The organism is Phormidium sp. CCY1219 (assembly GCF_055795085.1).
Window position 1 is genome coordinate 1 of record NZ_JAYFEQ010000636.1, and the last position, 16,462, is coordinate 16,462.

12 protein-coding genes are annotated in these 16,462 nt (G+C 51.5%); 4 read left to right on the plus strand and 8 right to left on the minus strand.

Going from position 1 to position 16,462, the window contains the following annotated elements; all coding sequences use genetic code 11:
* Positions 1-71: 71 nt before the first annotated feature.
* Positions 72-695, plus strand: a complete 624-nt coding sequence (rimM, locus tag AC0QH1_RS18270; RefSeq protein WP_324632690.1) for a ribosome maturation factor RimM — start codon at positions 72-74, stop codon at positions 693-695.
* A 71-nt stretch (positions 696-766) separates the two neighbouring features.
* Here the strand turns inward: rimM and AC0QH1_RS18275 are convergent, their stop codons facing one another.
* From AC0QH1_RS18275 to lepB, 3 genes are all read right to left on the minus strand, one after another.
* Positions 767-3,904, minus strand: coding sequence for a PAS domain S-box protein (locus tag AC0QH1_RS18275; RefSeq protein ID WP_324632691.1), 3,138 nt, complete (start codon positions 3,902-3,904; stop codon positions 767-769).
* Between the two features lie 355 nt (positions 3,905-4,259).
* Complete coding sequence (locus AC0QH1_RS18280; protein ID WP_324632692.1) at positions 4,260-5,669, minus strand: sensor histidine kinase; 1,410 nt, start codon at positions 5,667-5,669, stop codon at positions 4,260-4,262.
* Positions 5,670-5,942: 273 nt separating this feature from the next.
* Positions 5,943-6,584, minus strand: coding sequence for a signal peptidase I (gene lepB / locus AC0QH1_RS18285; protein ID WP_324632693.1), 642 nt, complete (start codon positions 6,582-6,584; stop codon positions 5,943-5,945).
* Positions 6,585-6,905: 321 nt separating this feature from the next.
* On the opposite strand from lepB, the gene AC0QH1_RS18290 reads away from it, so the two are divergent.
* Complete coding sequence (locus AC0QH1_RS18290; RefSeq protein WP_324632694.1) at positions 6,906-8,240, plus strand: dihydroorotase; 1,335 nt, start codon at positions 6,906-6,908, stop codon at positions 8,238-8,240.
* 129 nt (positions 8,241-8,369) lie between these two features.
* Here the strand turns inward: AC0QH1_RS18290 and tsaE are convergent, their stop codons facing one another.
* Together tsaE and AC0QH1_RS18300 are read right to left on the minus strand one after the other, a co-directional pair.
* Positions 8,370-8,834: a tRNA (adenosine(37)-N6)-threonylcarbamoyltransferase complex ATPase subunit type 1 TsaE gene (gene tsaE, locus AC0QH1_RS18295; protein WP_324632695.1), complete on the minus strand. Its 465-nt coding sequence runs from the start codon at positions 8,832-8,834 to the stop codon at positions 8,370-8,372.
* 33 nt (positions 8,835-8,867) lie between these two features.
* Positions 8,868-10,277 carry a gluconeogenesis factor YvcK family protein gene (locus AC0QH1_RS18300; protein ID WP_324632696.1) on the minus strand — a complete coding sequence of 470 codons (1,410 nt, stop codon included), beginning with the start codon at positions 10,275-10,277 and terminating at the stop codon, positions 8,868-8,870.
* Positions 10,278-10,815: 538 nt separating this feature from the next.
* On the opposite strand from AC0QH1_RS18300, the gene AC0QH1_RS18305 reads away from it, so the two are divergent.
* Both AC0QH1_RS18305 and AC0QH1_RS18310 read left to right on the plus strand, forming a co-directional pair.
* Positions 10,816-11,598: an ABC transporter ATP-binding protein gene (locus tag AC0QH1_RS18305; RefSeq protein ID WP_324632697.1), complete on the plus strand. Its 783-nt coding sequence runs from the start codon at positions 10,816-10,818 to the stop codon at positions 11,596-11,598.
* A 113-nt stretch (positions 11,599-11,711) separates the two neighbouring features.
* Positions 11,712-13,337 (plus strand): MlaD family protein, encoded by a 1,626-nt coding sequence (locus AC0QH1_RS18310; protein ID WP_324632698.1) that lies wholly within the window; start codon positions 11,712-11,714, stop codon positions 13,335-13,337.
* Between the two features lie 366 nt (positions 13,338-13,703).
* Here AC0QH1_RS18310 and AC0QH1_RS18315 read toward each other — a convergent pair whose 3' ends face one another.
* The 3 genes from AC0QH1_RS18315 to AC0QH1_RS18325 all read right to left on the minus strand — a co-directional run bounded on the left by AC0QH1_RS18315 (position 13,704) and on the right by AC0QH1_RS18325 (position 16,389).
* On the minus strand, positions 13,704-14,120 hold the full coding sequence (locus AC0QH1_RS18315) for an AbrB family transcriptional regulator (RefSeq protein ID WP_324632699.1): 417 nt from the start codon (positions 14,118-14,120) through the stop codon (positions 13,704-13,706).
* Between the two features lie 530 nt (positions 14,121-14,650).
* Positions 14,651-15,691: a UDP-3-O-(3-hydroxymyristoyl)glucosamine N-acyltransferase gene (gene lpxD, locus AC0QH1_RS18320; RefSeq protein WP_324632700.1), complete on the minus strand. Its 1,041-nt coding sequence runs from the start codon at positions 15,689-15,691 to the stop codon at positions 14,651-14,653.
* A gap of 374 nt (positions 15,692-16,065) precedes the next feature.
* A complete protein-coding gene (locus AC0QH1_RS18325) occupies positions 16,066-16,389 on the minus strand; it encodes a YkvA family protein (RefSeq protein ID WP_324632701.1) in 324 nt (107 codons plus the stop codon).
* Positions 16,390-16,462 lie beyond the last annotated feature (73 nt).

The following is a 16,462-nucleotide window of genomic DNA, read 5'->3' on the forward strand; positions in this document are numbered from 1 at the left end:
GGGGCGAATTCCTCCCCATACATAAATGACAGGGGTTTCCATTCGCCCCCCTTACCAACCCCTAATTTTCGATGAACCATCAATCCCCTAGCATTCCCCCAGAACTCACCGACGAATGGATAGAAATTGGTAAAATTGTCGCACCGCAAGGGATGAAAGGCGAGGTGCGGGTTTATCCGTACTCCGACTTTCCCGATCGCTTTCTCCAACCGGGAGAGCGCTGGTTGCTGCATCCCGACAACTCCCAACCAGAACCGGTTCAATTTCTCAGCGGTCGATTTCTGGAAAATAAGGGAATTTATGTGGTGCAAATCGAGGGAATCGGCGATCGCACCCACGCCGAAGCATTGCGCGGTAGTCTGCTTCTCGTGCCCGAAAGCGATCGTCCGCCCCTAGAAGCGGATGAATTTCACGTGCGCGACTTAATTGGATTGGAAGTTTACCACAGCAATACCAAGGAATTTATCGGCACCGTGGTAGACTTTATCCCCGCCGGAAACGATTTACTCGCAGTGCGTCCTCATCCCACAGACAATGGCGGCAACAATGGGAAAAATTCCGGCCAAAAGAACAAAAAACCCCAAGATATTTTAATTCCATTTGTGATGGAAATCGTCCCCCTTGTCGATTTAGAAGTCGGTCGAGTAGAAATTAATCCACCCCCCGGACTGCTCGATATCAATCGCATTTCTTAAGCGCCGCTACCGAGATTTTTTTCCGGGAATTCCGCCCGGATAGAGAAGGGAAATCGACCAGAATGGGGGAATTAAAGAAAGTGACATTTTTTCAGAACCGCCCGATCGCGTCCTTGAGATTTCGCCTCGTACAAGGCGAGATCGGCACTCATAATTAAATCCTTCACCGATTGTTTCGGACGCGGGAGCGTCGCCGCCACCCCCAGACTGAGAGAAACGCAATCCAGAGGAGAAGCAGAATGAGGAATCTGCAACGCTTTAACGTTGTTGCGAATTTCCTGAGCCACTTGCATCGCCCCTTCGGCGGGAGTATTGGGTAAAATCACTGCAAATTCTTCGCCGCCATAACGGGCCACTAAATCTGCCGGTCGTTTCACCGTATTTGCGATCGTCTCCGCCACGTTTTTCAAACAAGTATCTCCCGCTTGATGACCGTAGGTATCGTTATAAAGTTTAAAATAATCCAAATCGCATAAAATCAGTGCCAGAACCGATTGTTCGCGAATCATCCGTCGCCATTCGCGTTCGAGATACGTATCAAAACAGCGACGATTTGCCACATGAGTGAGGCCATCTAAGGACGCCAAACGCTGTAACTCTTCGTTCGCCGCTTCTAACTGTTTAAACAGAGTGGATTGTTGGATCGCGATCGCCAATTGGGTAGACAAGCGATCGAAAACCTCAATGTCAAACGGTTGCCACTGGCGGGTTCCTCGGCACTGATGCGCCACCAGCAGTCCCCATAAGCGATCCTCGTGCAGCAACGGCGCAATAGTTTTTGCCTTCACCCCATAGGGTTGGAGAAACTCGATCAAACACTGGGGAGAATTTTCCCCCTGCAGATCGGCGATCGCCCGCACCTGTCCTTCACAGTAGCGCTGGTAACAACTCGCGGGAAAAATTTCCTCGCCAAAGCTTTGTCCCAGCATGGTGGGCCATCCCGGGACCACAGACTCGGTGACCACACTGCCGGTGCCATCGGGCCAAATGCGATAAATTACCACGCGATCGCAATCGATTAACTGTCTTACCTCAGAAACCGCTGTATTGAGAATCTCATCGAGATTGAGAGATTGACGGATTCGCGCTTGAGTGGCATTCACCAATCGCTGTTGCTGACTTTGCAGGCGCAGTGCCTCCTCAGCTCTGACTCGTTCGGTGATATCCTGAGCCAGAGAGGCCACCGCGATCGCCAGACCCTCCCGATCCACCAACGGCGTATTGTACCACTCGCAAACAATCCGGTTCCCCGCTTTGGTGAGATTCTCGCAAATCGAGCAAGCGCCACCATCTTGACTGAGTAACTCGGTCCAGTGAATTTCTCCATCCTCCGAGGCATTCTCGGGAAACAGCACACTGCGCGATCGCCCGAGAATTTCGCTTTTGCGATAGCCAAACATCGCTTCGGCGGCAGGATTCCATTCCACAATTTCCCCCGCCAGATTGCATTCCACCACCGCTAACGGCGTCTGCTGCAGGTGCAAGGAGAGTTTTTGTTTCGATTGTTGCAGTGCCGCTTCTACTTGGACCCGCGCCGGACTGGCGGTGCTAATCGCGATCGTGCCGATAATTTTGCCCGTGGCATCTTTTATCGCATCCGCCCGCAGGAAAACTTCCAGAATTTCACCCCTGCGAGTTCGCTGAGTCACGGTTGAGATCCAGGAGTGCCCATGCGCCACCCGCTCGAAAATCCGCTCCCCTACCTGCGGATCCACGTAGAGCGCTCCCAAACCCCCCGCCGCATTCAACGCCTCCACGGTGGGATATTCAAATAACTCGGAAAAGGCTTGGTTTTGGTAAATATGCTGACCTTTCGCATCGGCGATCGCGATCGCGTCGGAGGCGCTATCCACCGCCTGCGTCACCCGCAGCAGCGCCTCTTCCCCTTGTTTGCGATCGGTGATATCTCGCAAAATCACTACCACCTCATTCTCGGCACAAGCTACGATCCGCGCTTCGCGATCGCGCCACTTTCCCTCGATTTCTAACTGATATTCCCAGGTCTGTATCTCCCTGGTCTCCAGGGCAGCACGCACGTACTCCATCGCCCGCGCCGCAATCTCCACCGGCCACACCTCATGCAACCACCGTCCCACCGCCACAGGCACGATCGGCATGGCGTTTTCCGGCGCTTCTTTAAATTCTAAAATCATCCCATCCTCGCGCAGGCGCAGCATTAAATCCGGAATTGCATTTAATAATGCCCGGTTTTTCGCTTCACTGGCCCGACAAGCTGATTCGATTTCTTTGCGATGGGTGATGTCTACGCAGGATCCGGCATATCCCAGAAATTCCCCCTCGCTTCCGTAGCGCGGCACCCCCACGTCTAAGATCCAGCGATAGTCTCCCTGTGCGTTTCGCAAGCGATATTCTTGTTCGTACTTCTGTTTGGATTCTAGGGCGACGCGCAAGCTGTGCAAACATTGCGCTCTATCTTCGGGATGCAGACTTTCTACCCACCCCCCATTCAGTGCTTCCTCTGGGGTTTTTCCGGTAAATTCTAACCAGTTTTGATTGAAAAAGTCGATCTGTCCTTTCGCATTGGCGGTCCACAGCATCAAGGGGGCGCTGTTTAATAAAATGCTGGCTCGCGTCTCGGTTTCTGAGGGGGGTTGCTCTTTCTCTACCCGAAATGCGCTCTCTCGTCCCACCACTGCTATTCCTTCTAGGGAACCCTCGGCGTCCAATAAGGGCAATTTTTTCATCTCTAGTGCGGTTTGACCCCCCTGTGAATTCACAAGTTCTAGACACAGGTGGGTGGTGGTTCTCGCCCAGCGGGTGGTTTCATCGGATGCCGCATCCGCTAATAAGGGTTCTCGATATAGGGGATTGTCTTGGGCTAGCTGTTGATTCGTTTTGCCGCAATAGTCGCACGCCGATAGATGGAACAGTTCCAATGCGCGATCGCTCGCCTGAACCCACCGCCCTTGTTTGTCTTTGAGAATCACAAATTCTGAAACTGCCTCCATTAACAGCTTCAGCCAGTTCTCTGGTCGTCTTTCCATTTCTTTTTCGATCTTGCCTGCTAGAAATGCGCGATCGCCCATATTCCCCTTTCCTAGGTCAACATTGGCTTCGCTTTTATTGTCCTGCATTTGCGCCGATGTTGCTTTCTCCCTAGCAATCGCATCTGGCGAATGCACCGTTGCTTCCCATTGCCTCGCCATGATGCCGGCGCTTCTTTCTCCCGATGTTGGATCCATTGACATTTTTGATTTCCCCCCCCTGATTCGCTGACTTTAACTCAGAGTCTTTATTAATCTTTACATTTCACCCAGGTTCGAGTCTCGCTTAACCGTCGGTTTTGCTGGGAGTTCCGCTCAACTCGGGTCTTTTTTTATTATAAAATTCCCGGAATTAATTAGCTGAAACCCTTGTTAAATAAAATATTTGCAGCGTTAATTTCATGCATTAACACAACAATTATTTTTTTGTGATGAAATTCAACAAAATTTAATATTTGGGGCGCGGGTCCTATTTGGGGTACGGTTTCAGGATCCCCTTGTAACCCATTATGGGTTATTTGGTTTCGCAATAACTCGTTCCCACTGGGAAACCACCGATTTAGGTGAGGGGAAGCAACATCTCGAATTCAGTGCCGATATCTGGGGGCAATTCCTCGGGATGGGTGGTTTGCGATCGCAGATAAAATTCTCCCCCATGTCGGGCAGTCACGATCCAATAACTGACCCCCAAACTGGTTTCTTTCTCCCCCCGTCTTTCGGTGGAAAAAGAGGTTAAAATTTCTTCGTATTTTTGCGGCGAAAGTGCCGTACCATTGTGGGCAATTTTAATCGATACCCAGCGCGAATCTGGTGCCCCGGGAGCGATGGCCGATTTTGAAACTAATTGCGTGGCGATTTCTATGCGCGACTTCGGCGGTAAGTTTGGCGGCGCGGGTCGCAATCCGGCATCTCTAAATTCCCCTGCCAGCTTTTGATTCACCGCGCGATCGATTAACCCATCAATGCACTGACTCAAGATATTCATAAACACCTGATTCAGTTGACTGGCATAGCATAAAATCGGCGGCAAATTTCCGTAGTGCGTTACTACCTCGATTTCGCTACCCAGCCGACTTTTGAGCAGCAACAAGACGCTATCAATACAGGCATGCAGGTCGGCAGGTTTGGGATAAACGTCATCAATGTGGCAGAAGTTTTGCAAGCTGGTTGCCAGTTTTTTTAATCGTTCGGAACCATTTTTGATGCTATCTAGGGTTTGCGGCAAGTCTTGTTTGACGAAATCTAACTCGATTTCTTGTTGAATTTCTTCTATATGTTCGGGTGGATTCGGCACCAGTTTTTCATAGGCATCCACTAATTCCATCAATGCCGATGCGTAGTCAGATACGTAGGTTAAATTTCCCCAAATAAATCCTACCGGATCGAGAATCTCGTGCGCCACACCATCCACTAAGCGTCCCAAACTGGCCATTTTTTCATGTTGAATCATTTGAGACTGAATTTGCTCGAAGCGCAATTGGGTTTCGATGCCGCGAATTTGCCAATAGGCAATATTTAATTCGTGGATGTTGAGCAGTTGATAGTCGTCGGGGGATTTTTGTACCACAATCGGTTCGCCTAATAATTCCGGCGATCGCCGCAATGCTTGCCTTGCCGCTTGCACGATCGGGGTATGGTCCGGGAGTAGCAAAATCTCGGTGCGCGCGTAACTGTAAAGCATCTGGATTGGGGCGTTTAAAAATAGCTCCATCGCGCGCGGGCGAATCAGATATTCTAGCAATCGCTGCCGCGATACCATTCCCATAAACTCCCCGTTTTCCAGTAAAATTACTCCCGGCAGTAAGGGATATTTTTCAAAAATGCGGACAATGCGATCGCAGGGTTTGCTAATCTCGACTTGAAACTGAAATAACGGTAATTCTCCGAGGGTGGACTCTATCCGCAAATCGCGATTGCTGCCCTCGAAAAAGATGGGGGGAGATAATTGAAACTCAGATTTCTTAGCCACTATCGAGCATTTTTGTCGGCGGGTTCCGACGTTTAGACTTCACGAGACACAGACTCGATGCGTCCCTTGCCTAGCTTACCATTTCTATCGGCATTTATCCCAGTGGGAATTGATAGAAAAAATCTGTCTGTGGGTAGATAAGCGCCAGGTAGTGAATGGAGTACAAATTTTAATCAAAAGCGGTCTATCGATTCACTCGAACAAAGCGCTTTGCTGGAAGCTCCCAGAGGCGATCGCCTCTCAATTTCATACCGGAACCTCCAGCATTTCCGGTCATTGCAACCCTTCAATTTGCCTTTGCGGTTCCCCCGGATCTACGGGTTCTGGATCCAAATCGCCGATTCGATTCAGGGGCCAGAAACGAATCACCGCTCGACCGATAATATTTTCCCGAGGGACAAACCCCCAATAATGGCTATCATAGCTGTTATTGCGGTTATCTCCCAACACCAAATATTGCCCTTCCGGAACCGTCACCGGACCGTAGTGGTAGCTTGGTTTTTCGTCGAGATACTGCTCGCGCAACGGCGTCCCGTTGATGTACACCGTTCCGCCTTTCACTTCTACGGTTTCCCCGGGAAGACCGATGGTGCGCTTGATAAAAGCATCCTTAAAATTTTGTTTTAAGGCATCCGTGGGAGAAAAGACCACGATATCGCCCCGTTGCGGGTCGCTAAAGCGATACATTAGCTTATCCACGATCAGGCGATCGTTGATTTGCAGGGTAGGCAGCATCGATCCGGAGGGAATGTAACGCGCTTCGGCGACGAAATGCCGAATTCCCATCGCTAAAATAGCACTCAACCCAATGGTTTTGAGTGCTTCAACCCAGGGATTTTCTTGACGCTGCTGCTGACGTTCTCCATCCGTTAAGCGGGAATTGGAATCTGACAAGGGTTCCTGTGCGCGACTCATGGATATAAATTCTGTTGCGAAAGGGTCACTTAATTTTTCACAAAATCTTTGCTTGAGAAGGAAATTATTTCCCCCACGAAGGGTATTCGATCCTGTGGTTTTATTTTACTCTTGCTTGCGGTTGGTGTCAGCCTGTGCCTTCCCAACGTGACTTCCTCCTGCTCTCAATTTTTTGTGCCCAAATCAATTGTGTTTATCTTTCTATTTTAAAATGTCAGCGAGGGTTTTGGCAACTTTTGCCCCACCCTCACCGCTTAAAAATTGCCCGAGGCGATATTTTATATTCGGACCGAGCAATTTTTCAATCCACAACGAGGTGCTATGAGTAAACGCGATACGCTACTAATCCGACAGGCTCGAATCCTGCAACCGGAGGGCGAATTTATCTCCGGCGATGTACTGGTGCAAGGGGGCAAAATCCGGGAAATCTCCCCGGACATCTCTGCAGGGGCTACAGACGCAGACATCGCCGTTATCGACGCAACGGGGTTGACCTTGTTGCCGGGAGTCATCGACCCGCAGGTTCATTTTCGCGAACCGGGACTGGAATACAAAGAAGATTTATTTACCGCCTCCTGCGCCTGTGCTAAGGGGGGGGTGACGTCTTTCTTGGAAATGCCCAATACGCGACCCCTGACCACCACTCAAGCGGCGCTTGACGATAAGCTGCAACGGGCCGCGCAGAAGTGTTTGGTTAATTATGGCTTTTTTATTGGCGCAACGGCAGAGGTTTTGCCAGATTTGTTGAGTGCCAACCCCACCCCGGGCATTAAAATTTTTATGGGGTCGATGAAAGGGGATTTGCTGGTCAGCGAGGAAGAGTTTCTCGATCGCATTTTTGCCCAAGGCGATCGCCTGATTGCCGTTCACGCAGAAGACCAATCCCGGATCCAACAGCGTCGCGAGCAGTTTGCCGGTCAGACGGATCCGGCGGTACATTCCCAAATTCAAGATAACCAAGTGGCGCTATTGGCCACTCAGCTTGCTTTGAAGCTGTCTCGTAAATATCAGCGTCGCCTGCATATTCTGCATCTGTCTACTGGGGATGAGGCGGAACTGTTGCGCCAGAGTAAACCCAGTTGGGTGACGGCGGAGGTGACGCCGCAACATCTGCTGCTTAATACCAGTGCCTATGAGACAATCGGCACCAAAGCGCAGATGAACCCGCCCCTGCGATCGCCTCGGGATAACGAAATTCTGTGGAAAGCGCTTCTCGATGGGGTTATCGATTTTATCGCCACGGACCACGCCCCCCATACCTTAGAAGAAAAAGGGCGCAGCTATCCCAACACCCCCTCGGGCATGCCCGGAGTGGAAACCTCCCTCCCCCTGATGCTGACTCAAGCCATGCAGGGACGCTGTACCGTAGCCCAGGTGGTCAATTGGATGTCTACTGCGGTGGCGAAGGCTTATAAAATTCCCGACAAAGGGCTGATTGTCCCCGGGTATGATGCGGATTTGATCCTGGTGGATTTGAATGAATCCCGCCCGGTGCGGCGCGAAGAGTTGCAAACCAAATGCGGCTGGAGTCCTTTCGAGGGTTGGACGCTAACCGGATGGCCTGTGGTTACAATTGTAGGCGGTCAAGTGGCCTACGAACGCGGCAGGCTCCATACGGAGGTGCGCGGTAAAGCCTTGACCTTCGATAAGCCGTAGACGGACAAATTACCGCTCAATTGTCCAGGTTACTCTGTGCCCCGATCGCCTACAGTTGGCAATCCGCAATATTTTTTCCCAGAGAAAGTATTGACAAAGTAGAAAAAGTGTGGTAATTGAGCCAGAAGCTTAGGGATGCAGGGCGATCGCATCCAACTCGAATTCCCCCACGGGGACGAGATGAGCTTCGCGATGCTCCTGACGATGAGTCAGAGAGACTTGCAAATAGGAATCGGGGTGGTAAGGGAGGCGTTGCGCCCATTCAATAGCCACAATACCCGGTTCCACTTCCATTCCTTCCCAGAACAGTTCTGGATTCAACCCCGGCACTTCATGGGGCTGCAAGCGATAGAGGTCCAGGTGATAGAGGGGGATGCGGCCCTCGTGGTATTCCACAATCAGAGTAAACGTGGGACTGACGATCGCCTCGGGGATAGCCAACCCTTCACCCAAGCCTTGAACCAGGGTAGTTTTCCCCGCACCCAAATCTCCTGAGAGCAACAGAATGCTACCCGGGGAGCAAAGTTGACCCAAACGAACGCCGAGCGATCGCGTTGCTGCAGCATTGGGGAGAGAAAGGGTAAATCCAGTCATCAGCAAATAGGAAAAAGGGGAATCGAGACCAAATTAATTGTGACGGCGCTTGAGAGCGCGGCGGACATTTTGATTATTTTTAAGCTGAACGCGAGCGTACCAGCGCAGGAGAACGCGAGCCAATTGGTAGCAATCATGGCGCAAGTACCCGGTGTGTTCGTCTTCATGCATGATATTGGCAAAGACCACCTCGCGGCCCAAATTTTGAGTCGCCTCGCGATCGACAAAGACCGGATGAGAGTTATCTTGAGCGTAGCGGATCAGGGCTTGAGCCGAAGGAACCTGACGTTGGACCAGGACCGCATCGAACAGACGATCGCCGCAGGCGCGATCGATAGCGCGGATATGGTCAGCCACCGTATAGCCATCAGTTTCCCCCGGTTGGGTCATAATATTGCAGACATAGATTTTCGGTACGGGACTTTGAGCGATCGCCCGCCTAATTTCCGGCACCAACAGATTGGGAATCACGCTGGTATAGAGACTGCCCGGACCTAAAATCACGAAATCCGCCTCTTTAATCGCCTGAATCGCCTTAGGTAGGGGGGGTGGCGAAGCCGGCGTGCAACCGATTTTGACAATTTTGCCCTTCGCCTCAGTAATGCTCGACTCCCCGTGGATGCGGCGACCATCCGCCAACTGCGCCCAGAGATTGACATCGCACAGAGTCGAAGGCAAAACCTGACCGCGTACCGCCAGGACCTTAGAACTTGCCGCGATCGCCTGTTCCAAATCCCCACTAATATCGCTCATTGCCGTCAGAAACAGATTGCCAAAACTGTGGCCCTTCAGGCCATTGCCCGCCTTAAACCGATATTGGAACAACTCCGTTAATAATTTTTCCTCATCCGCCAACGCCGCCAAACAGTTGCGAATATCCCCCGGAGGTAACACCCCATTTTCCCGGCGCAGTCGCCCCGAAGACCCGCCATCATCAGCCACCGTGACAATCGCCGTAATATTGGCGCTATAAGGTTTCAGACCGCGCAGCAGGGTAGAAAGACCCGTTCCGCCACCGATCGCCACAATTTTCGGACCGCGATTCAACTTGCGGTGATGGAGCAGCACATCGATTAACTTTTCCTCCGCACCCGGTCGCAGGACCTGGGTAATCGAGCCAACCGTGCGGGTTTGGCCCCAGAGAATGAAGAAAATGCCCACCAGCAGAACCAGAGGCCCGCTGATATAGTTCGGCATAATCGTGGTAATTTTAGCCAGCGCCTTCTCGATAAACTGAAGCACGAAAAAAATGGGCGTCAGCTTGATCCAAATCGCCAAACCGAGCAGCGTCAGCAGTACGCCACAGGCACTGATGAGCAGCCAGCGCTTGACGAATAAGCCAGGCGAGAGCCATTTAAACCACTGATTGAAGCGACTCGCGCGGCTAGAGCGCGAAATCGGCTTGAGAACATCTAAAGCTTGTTTGAGTAAACCAATTGTCATGGCTGAGCTTGTGTATTGGGGGATAAAATGCTTAACACCTATTCGGGACAGGTTGTCGGTGTTGATTCTAATCCGCTACAGGGGGTTCCGAGGGAAATGGAACGACGCGAGGGTATTCCTGGCCACGCTCCATCGGTGAGAATTTTAGGAGAATTTGCTTACCACGATATCGGGTAACGGCATGATGGAGTTTGAAAGTGTGCGGGTGGTCAGGGAGTGTACAATAAAGGGCTTCGGACATCGGGAGCAAGGAGAAGCTTCCCCCAGCGGTTGGGAATGGATTCACGAGATAAGAAGAGATTTCCCCAAGCGCGGAGAGAATCTTCATCCCTGGCAACCTAGGCGTAGGATAGAGTAGGATCGACCCAGACTCAAGTCATCCGGAGCAATATCGCCGGGAGAGTTGAGCGGGGGGGTGCCGGGAAATAAAACCGCGCGATCGCTGCAGGCGTCGGCTGGAATGGAGCGGATCCAACGCCGAGGTAGCCCTCTATACTAGAGCATGAGCGTCCACTCAGGAGTCTGAAAACCAGATTATATGACCGAGCCGTTAATCGAACTCCAGGGAATTTGCAAATCCTTTGGGGGAAAGACAATTTTGGATGGTGTGGATTTAAGCATCTACCATAACGAGGCTGTGTCGATTATCGGGCCGTCGGGAACCGGAAAATCGACGATTCTGCGGATTATTGCCGGGTTGCTAACCCCAGATGCGGGGGAAGTTTACGTAGAAGGGCAGCGCCGGGAACGCTGGATGGACGATTTAGCCGACCCTTTGGGAATTGGGATGGTGTTTCAGAATGCCGCCTTGTTTGACTCGTTAAACGTGGAGGAAAATATCGGCTTTTTTTTGTACCAACACTCGAAACTGCCGCGCAAACGGATTCGACAGTTAGTCAACGAGAAGCTGGAAATGGTGGGATTGCCCGGAATTGGCAACAAATTCCCCGCCGAGCTGTCAGGGGGAATGCGCAAGCGGGTCAGTTTTGCCCGGGCGATTATGGCCAATCCAGAGGATCCGAAAGCCACGCCGGAAGTCTTGCTTTATGATGAACCCACGGCAGGGTTAGATCCGATCGCCTCTACGGTGATTGAAGATTTAATCCGCGACTTGCAAGCGGCGAAAGGAGGCTGTAGCACCTACGTAATGGTGACTCACCAAGACAGCACCATCCGCCGTACCTCCGATCGCATCATTTTTTTATATGACGGGAAGGTGCAGTGGGAAGGCAAGGTTGAGCAAATCGATCGCACGGAACATCCAATGGTTCGACAGTTTTTTAGTGGTGCAGTCACAGGACCGATCCAGGTGGTGGGGTAAGCGATCGGTTGCGATCGCGCGGTGAGGGGGGAATGGAAACGCGATCGGTCCCCACTCGGGGCACTAACAACAGAGGCGAGACAGGAGAAAGGAATTCGGAGGGTTGAAGCATTATGCCATCGTCGCGCAGGTTTAGAGAAGGCTCAGTGGGGTTGTTGATTTTGGTGGGTCTGGGGCTATTTGGAGCTACGGTTTTATGGCTCAGAGGTGTGGGACTGGGGAAAGACAGCTACAAAATCGTAGCGGAGTTTCCCAGTGTCGCCGGGATGCAAGTCGGGGCACCGGTGCGCTATCGGGGGGTCAAGGTGGGTCGGATTACCACCATTACCCCGGGGACGAATGGGGTAGATGTGGAAATCGTTATCTCCCCGGCGGATTTGGTGATTCCGAATCAGGTATTGATTGAAGCGAATCAAGGGGGGTTAATTGGGGAAACTTCCATCGATATTACTCCCCTGCAACCGTTACCCCCCCAGGCGATCAATGCTGCCGATCCTTTGGCGCGCAATTGCAATACGGATGTGGTGATTTGCAATCGCGAGCGCCTGCAAGGTCGGATTGGGGTGAATTTTGACGAGTTGATTCGCGGTTCGATTCGGTTTACGAATTTGTTTTCGGATCCGACTTTTTTTAATAATTTGAATGCTTTGGTGAAAAATACCACCGTCGCCAGTGCGGAGATTACGCAACTGACGCGCGAAATCAATCAGTTGACCCAATCGGTGGAAAGGGAATTGGGGATTTTCTCGAATGCGGCGGTGGAATCGGCGAGTGCGTTGCAGAATGCGGCGGGTCAAATTGGGGCGACGGCAAATCAATTTGGCGCGATCGCCCGGGAAGTGGGGGCGACGACGAATCAATTTGGCACGATCGCAGGGGATATCCGGGCTACGGCGAATCAAATCTCGGCTACGGCGAATCAAGTGGGAATGGTGGCGAATGAATATGGCGCGATCGCCCAGGATTTCTCCGCTACGGCCAATGAAATCTCGGCCACGGCGAATCAAATCGGCCAAACCGCTGGGGACTATGGCGCGATCGCTGACGAACTCGGAAGCGCGGCGACTCAAGTGGCCGGTACGGTGGATCGCCTCGGCGGTACGGTGGAGGGGTTCAGCGATACCGCCAACGAACTCAACCTCACCGCCCAAAATGTGCGAACTCTGGTGTCTGATGTCAGCGCTCTGGTGGATACCAATCGCGACAGTTTGGTGACCACTCTGGAGAATATCAACCAAACCAGCGAACAGTTGCGCTTTAGTGCTGAAAGCATTTCGCCGTTAATCTCTCAAGTTGAGCAAGAACTCAATCAAATTGAAAATTCCGCCTTGTTCGACAATCTCGAAACCCTGTCGGTGAATGCCTCGCAACTGGCCCAGAATGCGGCGATCGCGTCGGAAAATTTGGCTCAATTTACTACCGAGGTAACGACGCCGACGAATTTAGTCTTGCTGCAACAAACCTTGGATTCGGCCCGCGCTACGTTCCAAAATGCCCAAAAAATTACCTCGGATTTGGAGCAGTTTACCGGAGATCCGGCTCTGCGCGAAACCATTGAATTGATTATTGAAATTCTCGGCGAGTTGCTTTCTTCTACGGAAGAACTAGAACGACAAACTCAGATGGCGATCGCTCTCGATCCGCTCACCGATGCGGTCAATCAAGTGTCTGATGTGCCGGTCCGGACCCAGGGGCGCGAGGAGCCTTCTTTCGATTCGCCTAACTCAGAAGCGAGATAATACCCCACCCACTCGGAGGGCATCTCGTCGCCACTGCACGCTCTAGGTGTGACATCGAACATAAAAAATTGAGAATTAACAATTCACAATTTTGTTAATTCTCAATTCTCGAGTCTTAATTGGCTGAGCGATCGCCACGAACTTGCCTCGGGAGTCGCGCATTCGGGAGGTTTTTGGATTTCCCCCCCTCTGCTGTTTTGTTACCCCCAAGTTGCGCTCGCCGAGGGAGTTAGCCGCGCGATCGGGCGTTCCTCCCTGGATGTGACTGGTGACCTACTCCCGTCGGTGGGTAGCTGGTGAGCGCCCCACTGCGCGATCGCACCGGGGAATCTCGCCGGAAGATTATTCTTCCATGTCTTCTTGCTTTTAAAACTCTTCGTCCTCTTCCTCGCTAGCTCCGTTTTGGGATTCAGCTTCACTACCCACCTGGATCAGATGAATGTGTTTGTAGCCCAGTTTAATTTCAAACTCATCCCCGGGCTTTAATCCCATTTCCTGAGTGTAAGTTGAACCAATGACAATTTGTCCGTTTTTGTGGACGCTCACCCGATAGGTGGCTTCGCGCCCTCGACCGTCTTTTTTCCCATCTGGACTCAAGGGAACTCCGCGAGCTGCCAGTAGGGCATTATAAAAACCGGTCAGGTTTACCCGAATCTGGTTGTTTTTTGTTTCGGTGTAGTATCCACATTGCTTCGCTGTTTCTCTCCGAGGTAAGTGTGAGAGTTCTTTTACTTTTTGAAGCAGTGCTTTTCCTGTAAGGGGGGCTGTGGCAATTTCACTCATCGCTTTACCGATTATCCTTCTATCTCTAAGCTGGTTATTTTAGCCTCAAGTCTATTTTCGGCTTAATAAAAATATATCCTTAAACCACTGGGTTTTGACAAGTCTTTTCTAAAATTTAAACGGTCTGTCCATGCTTGTTAATTCCCCCCAAAGCACTTCTGGGGTGCGATTCGCGGGTTTTTTTAGGGGAAATCTTGGCCGAAAGGGCATGCTTTCCCCTCCGCAATAGCGGGCAAAATGGCACCGCTTTCACTCTTGCTTCCCTCTCAAACGGGTGTCCGGTGGGATGCGGTTTGTCTGCGGCCATCCTTTGATTGAATGGGTTTTTCGGGTAAATTTACCCGGTTCAGTGGGTAAAATATGGCAGCATCTCATACTATACCTCGGAACGGGTATCGGGCAACTTCCCAACAGTAAGAAAAACGCCGTTTTCTCGAAATTTGTAGATTGATTGCAATCAATCAAGGGTAAAAAAGGCCGCCGCCCGATCGCATGCACCGGGGAACCAGTGCGATCGCGCGGCGGCAAAATTAGTCGGGGGTTTTGGAGAACAAGGCTTGCAATTGCTTGAGCGATCGATAAATTTCCGGAAGGCGATTGTAAATTGCCACGGTTTTCAACCACAGTTTATTCGGAATCGCCGGATATCCGGAGACAATGGCTCCTGGGGCAACATCCCTATGAATTCCGGATTTTGCTGAGGCGATCGCGCCGGATCCAATCTTCACTTGATTGGCAACCCCTACTTGACCGGCCAAAATCACGTTATCCCCTAATATCACTCCCCCCGCCAATGCCACCTGCGCCGCTAAGGCACAGTTTTTGCCAATTTTACACCCATGCCCCACTTGCACTAAATTGTCAATTTTCGTATTCTCCCCAATCCGGGTTTCTCCTACCGCAGGTCGGTCAATGGTGCTATTTCCGCCAATCTCTACCCCATCTTCCAATACCACATAGCCGGATTGCTCCATCTTCACCCACCCCGTGGCTGATGGCACAAACCCAAACCCTTCGCCGCCAATGACGACGCCACTGTGAATCACGCAGTTGGCTCCGATGCGGGTGCGCTCTTGTATCGTGCAGTTACCGTGCAAGACGCTATTTTCGCCAATCTCTACCTCGGGGTAAATCACTACATTCGGATGAATGCAGACCCGATTGCCAATTTTTACCCCCGCTTCGATCGCCACATGAGCGCCGATCGCCACATTTTCCCCAATCTCTGCCTCGGGATGCACGATCGCACTCGGATGAATCTGTGGCGATAATCGAAAGGGTTGATAAAATATCGCGATCGCCTGGGCAAATAACAATCTCGGTTCCTCGCTGGCAATCCAGGCAATTCCCCTTTCCTTCGCCCGCGCAATGATGCTTTCGTCGTTTGGCAAAATTAACGCACTCGCCTGGGTTGTCTCTAGGCGATCGGCAAATTTCTTTCCCTCGATATAACTGACGGTTCCTGGGGTCGCTTCATCTATCCCCGCTACCCCCCTAATCTCTAAATCCGGGGCTAACTCGCCGCCAATCTCCCCCTCGCCCAGTTTTTCTATCAGTACGCTAAATTTCATCGGTGCTGTACTCTCAACACTTCCCTCAATCATCACCCTTATAACTGACGCAATGGCCCGTTCACTCCGTTGGAGATAGATTGCCTAGGACCTACCCATCGGTGGGTTGCGTCAGTCCTGAAACAGACAAAAAAACAAAGTCTGCTTTCTGCAGACTCCGCCAAGGTTACTTTTTTCTCCCAACCCGGGCGATCGCGCCCGGAATTTTTCCCGCGATCGCCGCGATCTGTGTTCTTTACCCTACCACTGTTTCGGCGATCGCAAAACTCCATAAAAAGAAAGTCGCGACCTAGCAATCCTACCAGTCGCGCCTTCACAGACTTTCGCCCGCCAACGCGGGCGACGCCCAAATCAATACCAGATTCGCGATAATTCTACGATTGATTCACCGAGGTTGCTTGCACATCCACTGTGGCATTCTTCTCGCTACTACCCTCGGTGACGGGACTCGCCGCTTCCTCCACGGTTTCTCCCTGGCGCGTCTTGAAATACCCCACCATCATCTGAGACAACTCTGCTACCAATAGCGTCACCAATGCCACATCATCCACTTGACCGATAATCGGTAAGAAGTCTGGCGCAATATCAAATGGCATGAACAAATAGGCAATTGTCCCTAAAATAATCCACCAGCGATATTTCGGATTGCGAAGCGTATTCCGATACCAATTGTACATTGATTGAATTGAGTAGCTCATGATGATAACCTCCGATACGTTTGGAAACCCCCGTGCTTTAGCCGGGGGAGGAAAAACGAACGTGCGGCTTTAG

Excerpts from the sequence above, each read along its gene's own strand:
- AC0QH1_RS18275 (WP_324632691.1), bottom strand. The coding sequence starts at position 3,904 with ATGTCAATGGATCCAACATCGGGAGAAAGAAGCGCCGGCATCATGGCG.
- rimM (WP_324632690.1), top strand. The coding sequence starts at position 72 with ATGAACCATCAATCCCCTAGCATTCCCCCAGAACTCACCGACGAATGG.
- AC0QH1_RS18325 (WP_324632701.1), bottom strand. The coding sequence starts at position 16,389 with ATGAGCTACTCAATTCAATCAATGTACAATTGGTATCGGAATACGCTT.
- tsaE (WP_324632695.1), bottom strand. The coding sequence starts at position 8,834 with ATGACTGGATTTACCCTTTCTCTCCCCAATGCTGCAGCAACGCGATCG.
- AC0QH1_RS18305 (WP_324632697.1), top strand. The coding sequence starts at position 10,816 with ATGACCGAGCCGTTAATCGAACTCCAGGGAATTTGCAAATCCTTTGGG.
- lepB (WP_324632693.1), bottom strand. The coding sequence starts at position 6,584 with ATGAGTCGCGCACAGGAACCCTTGTCAGATTCCAATTCCCGCTTAACG.
- AC0QH1_RS18315 (WP_324632699.1), bottom strand. The coding sequence starts at position 14,120 with ATGAGTGAAATTGCCACAGCCCCCCTTACAGGAAAAGCACTGCTTCAA.
- AC0QH1_RS18290 (WP_324632694.1), top strand. The coding sequence starts at position 6,906 with ATGAGTAAACGCGATACGCTACTAATCCGACAGGCTCGAATCCTGCAA.
- AC0QH1_RS18310 (WP_324632698.1), top strand. The coding sequence starts at position 11,712 with ATGCCATCGTCGCGCAGGTTTAGAGAAGGCTCAGTGGGGTTGTTGATT.
- AC0QH1_RS18300 (WP_324632696.1), bottom strand. The coding sequence starts at position 10,277 with ATGACAATTGGTTTACTCAAACAAGCTTTAGATGTTCTCAAGCCGATT.
- lpxD (WP_324632700.1), bottom strand. The coding sequence starts at position 15,691 with ATGAAATTTAGCGTACTGATAGAAAAACTGGGCGAGGGGGAGATTGGC.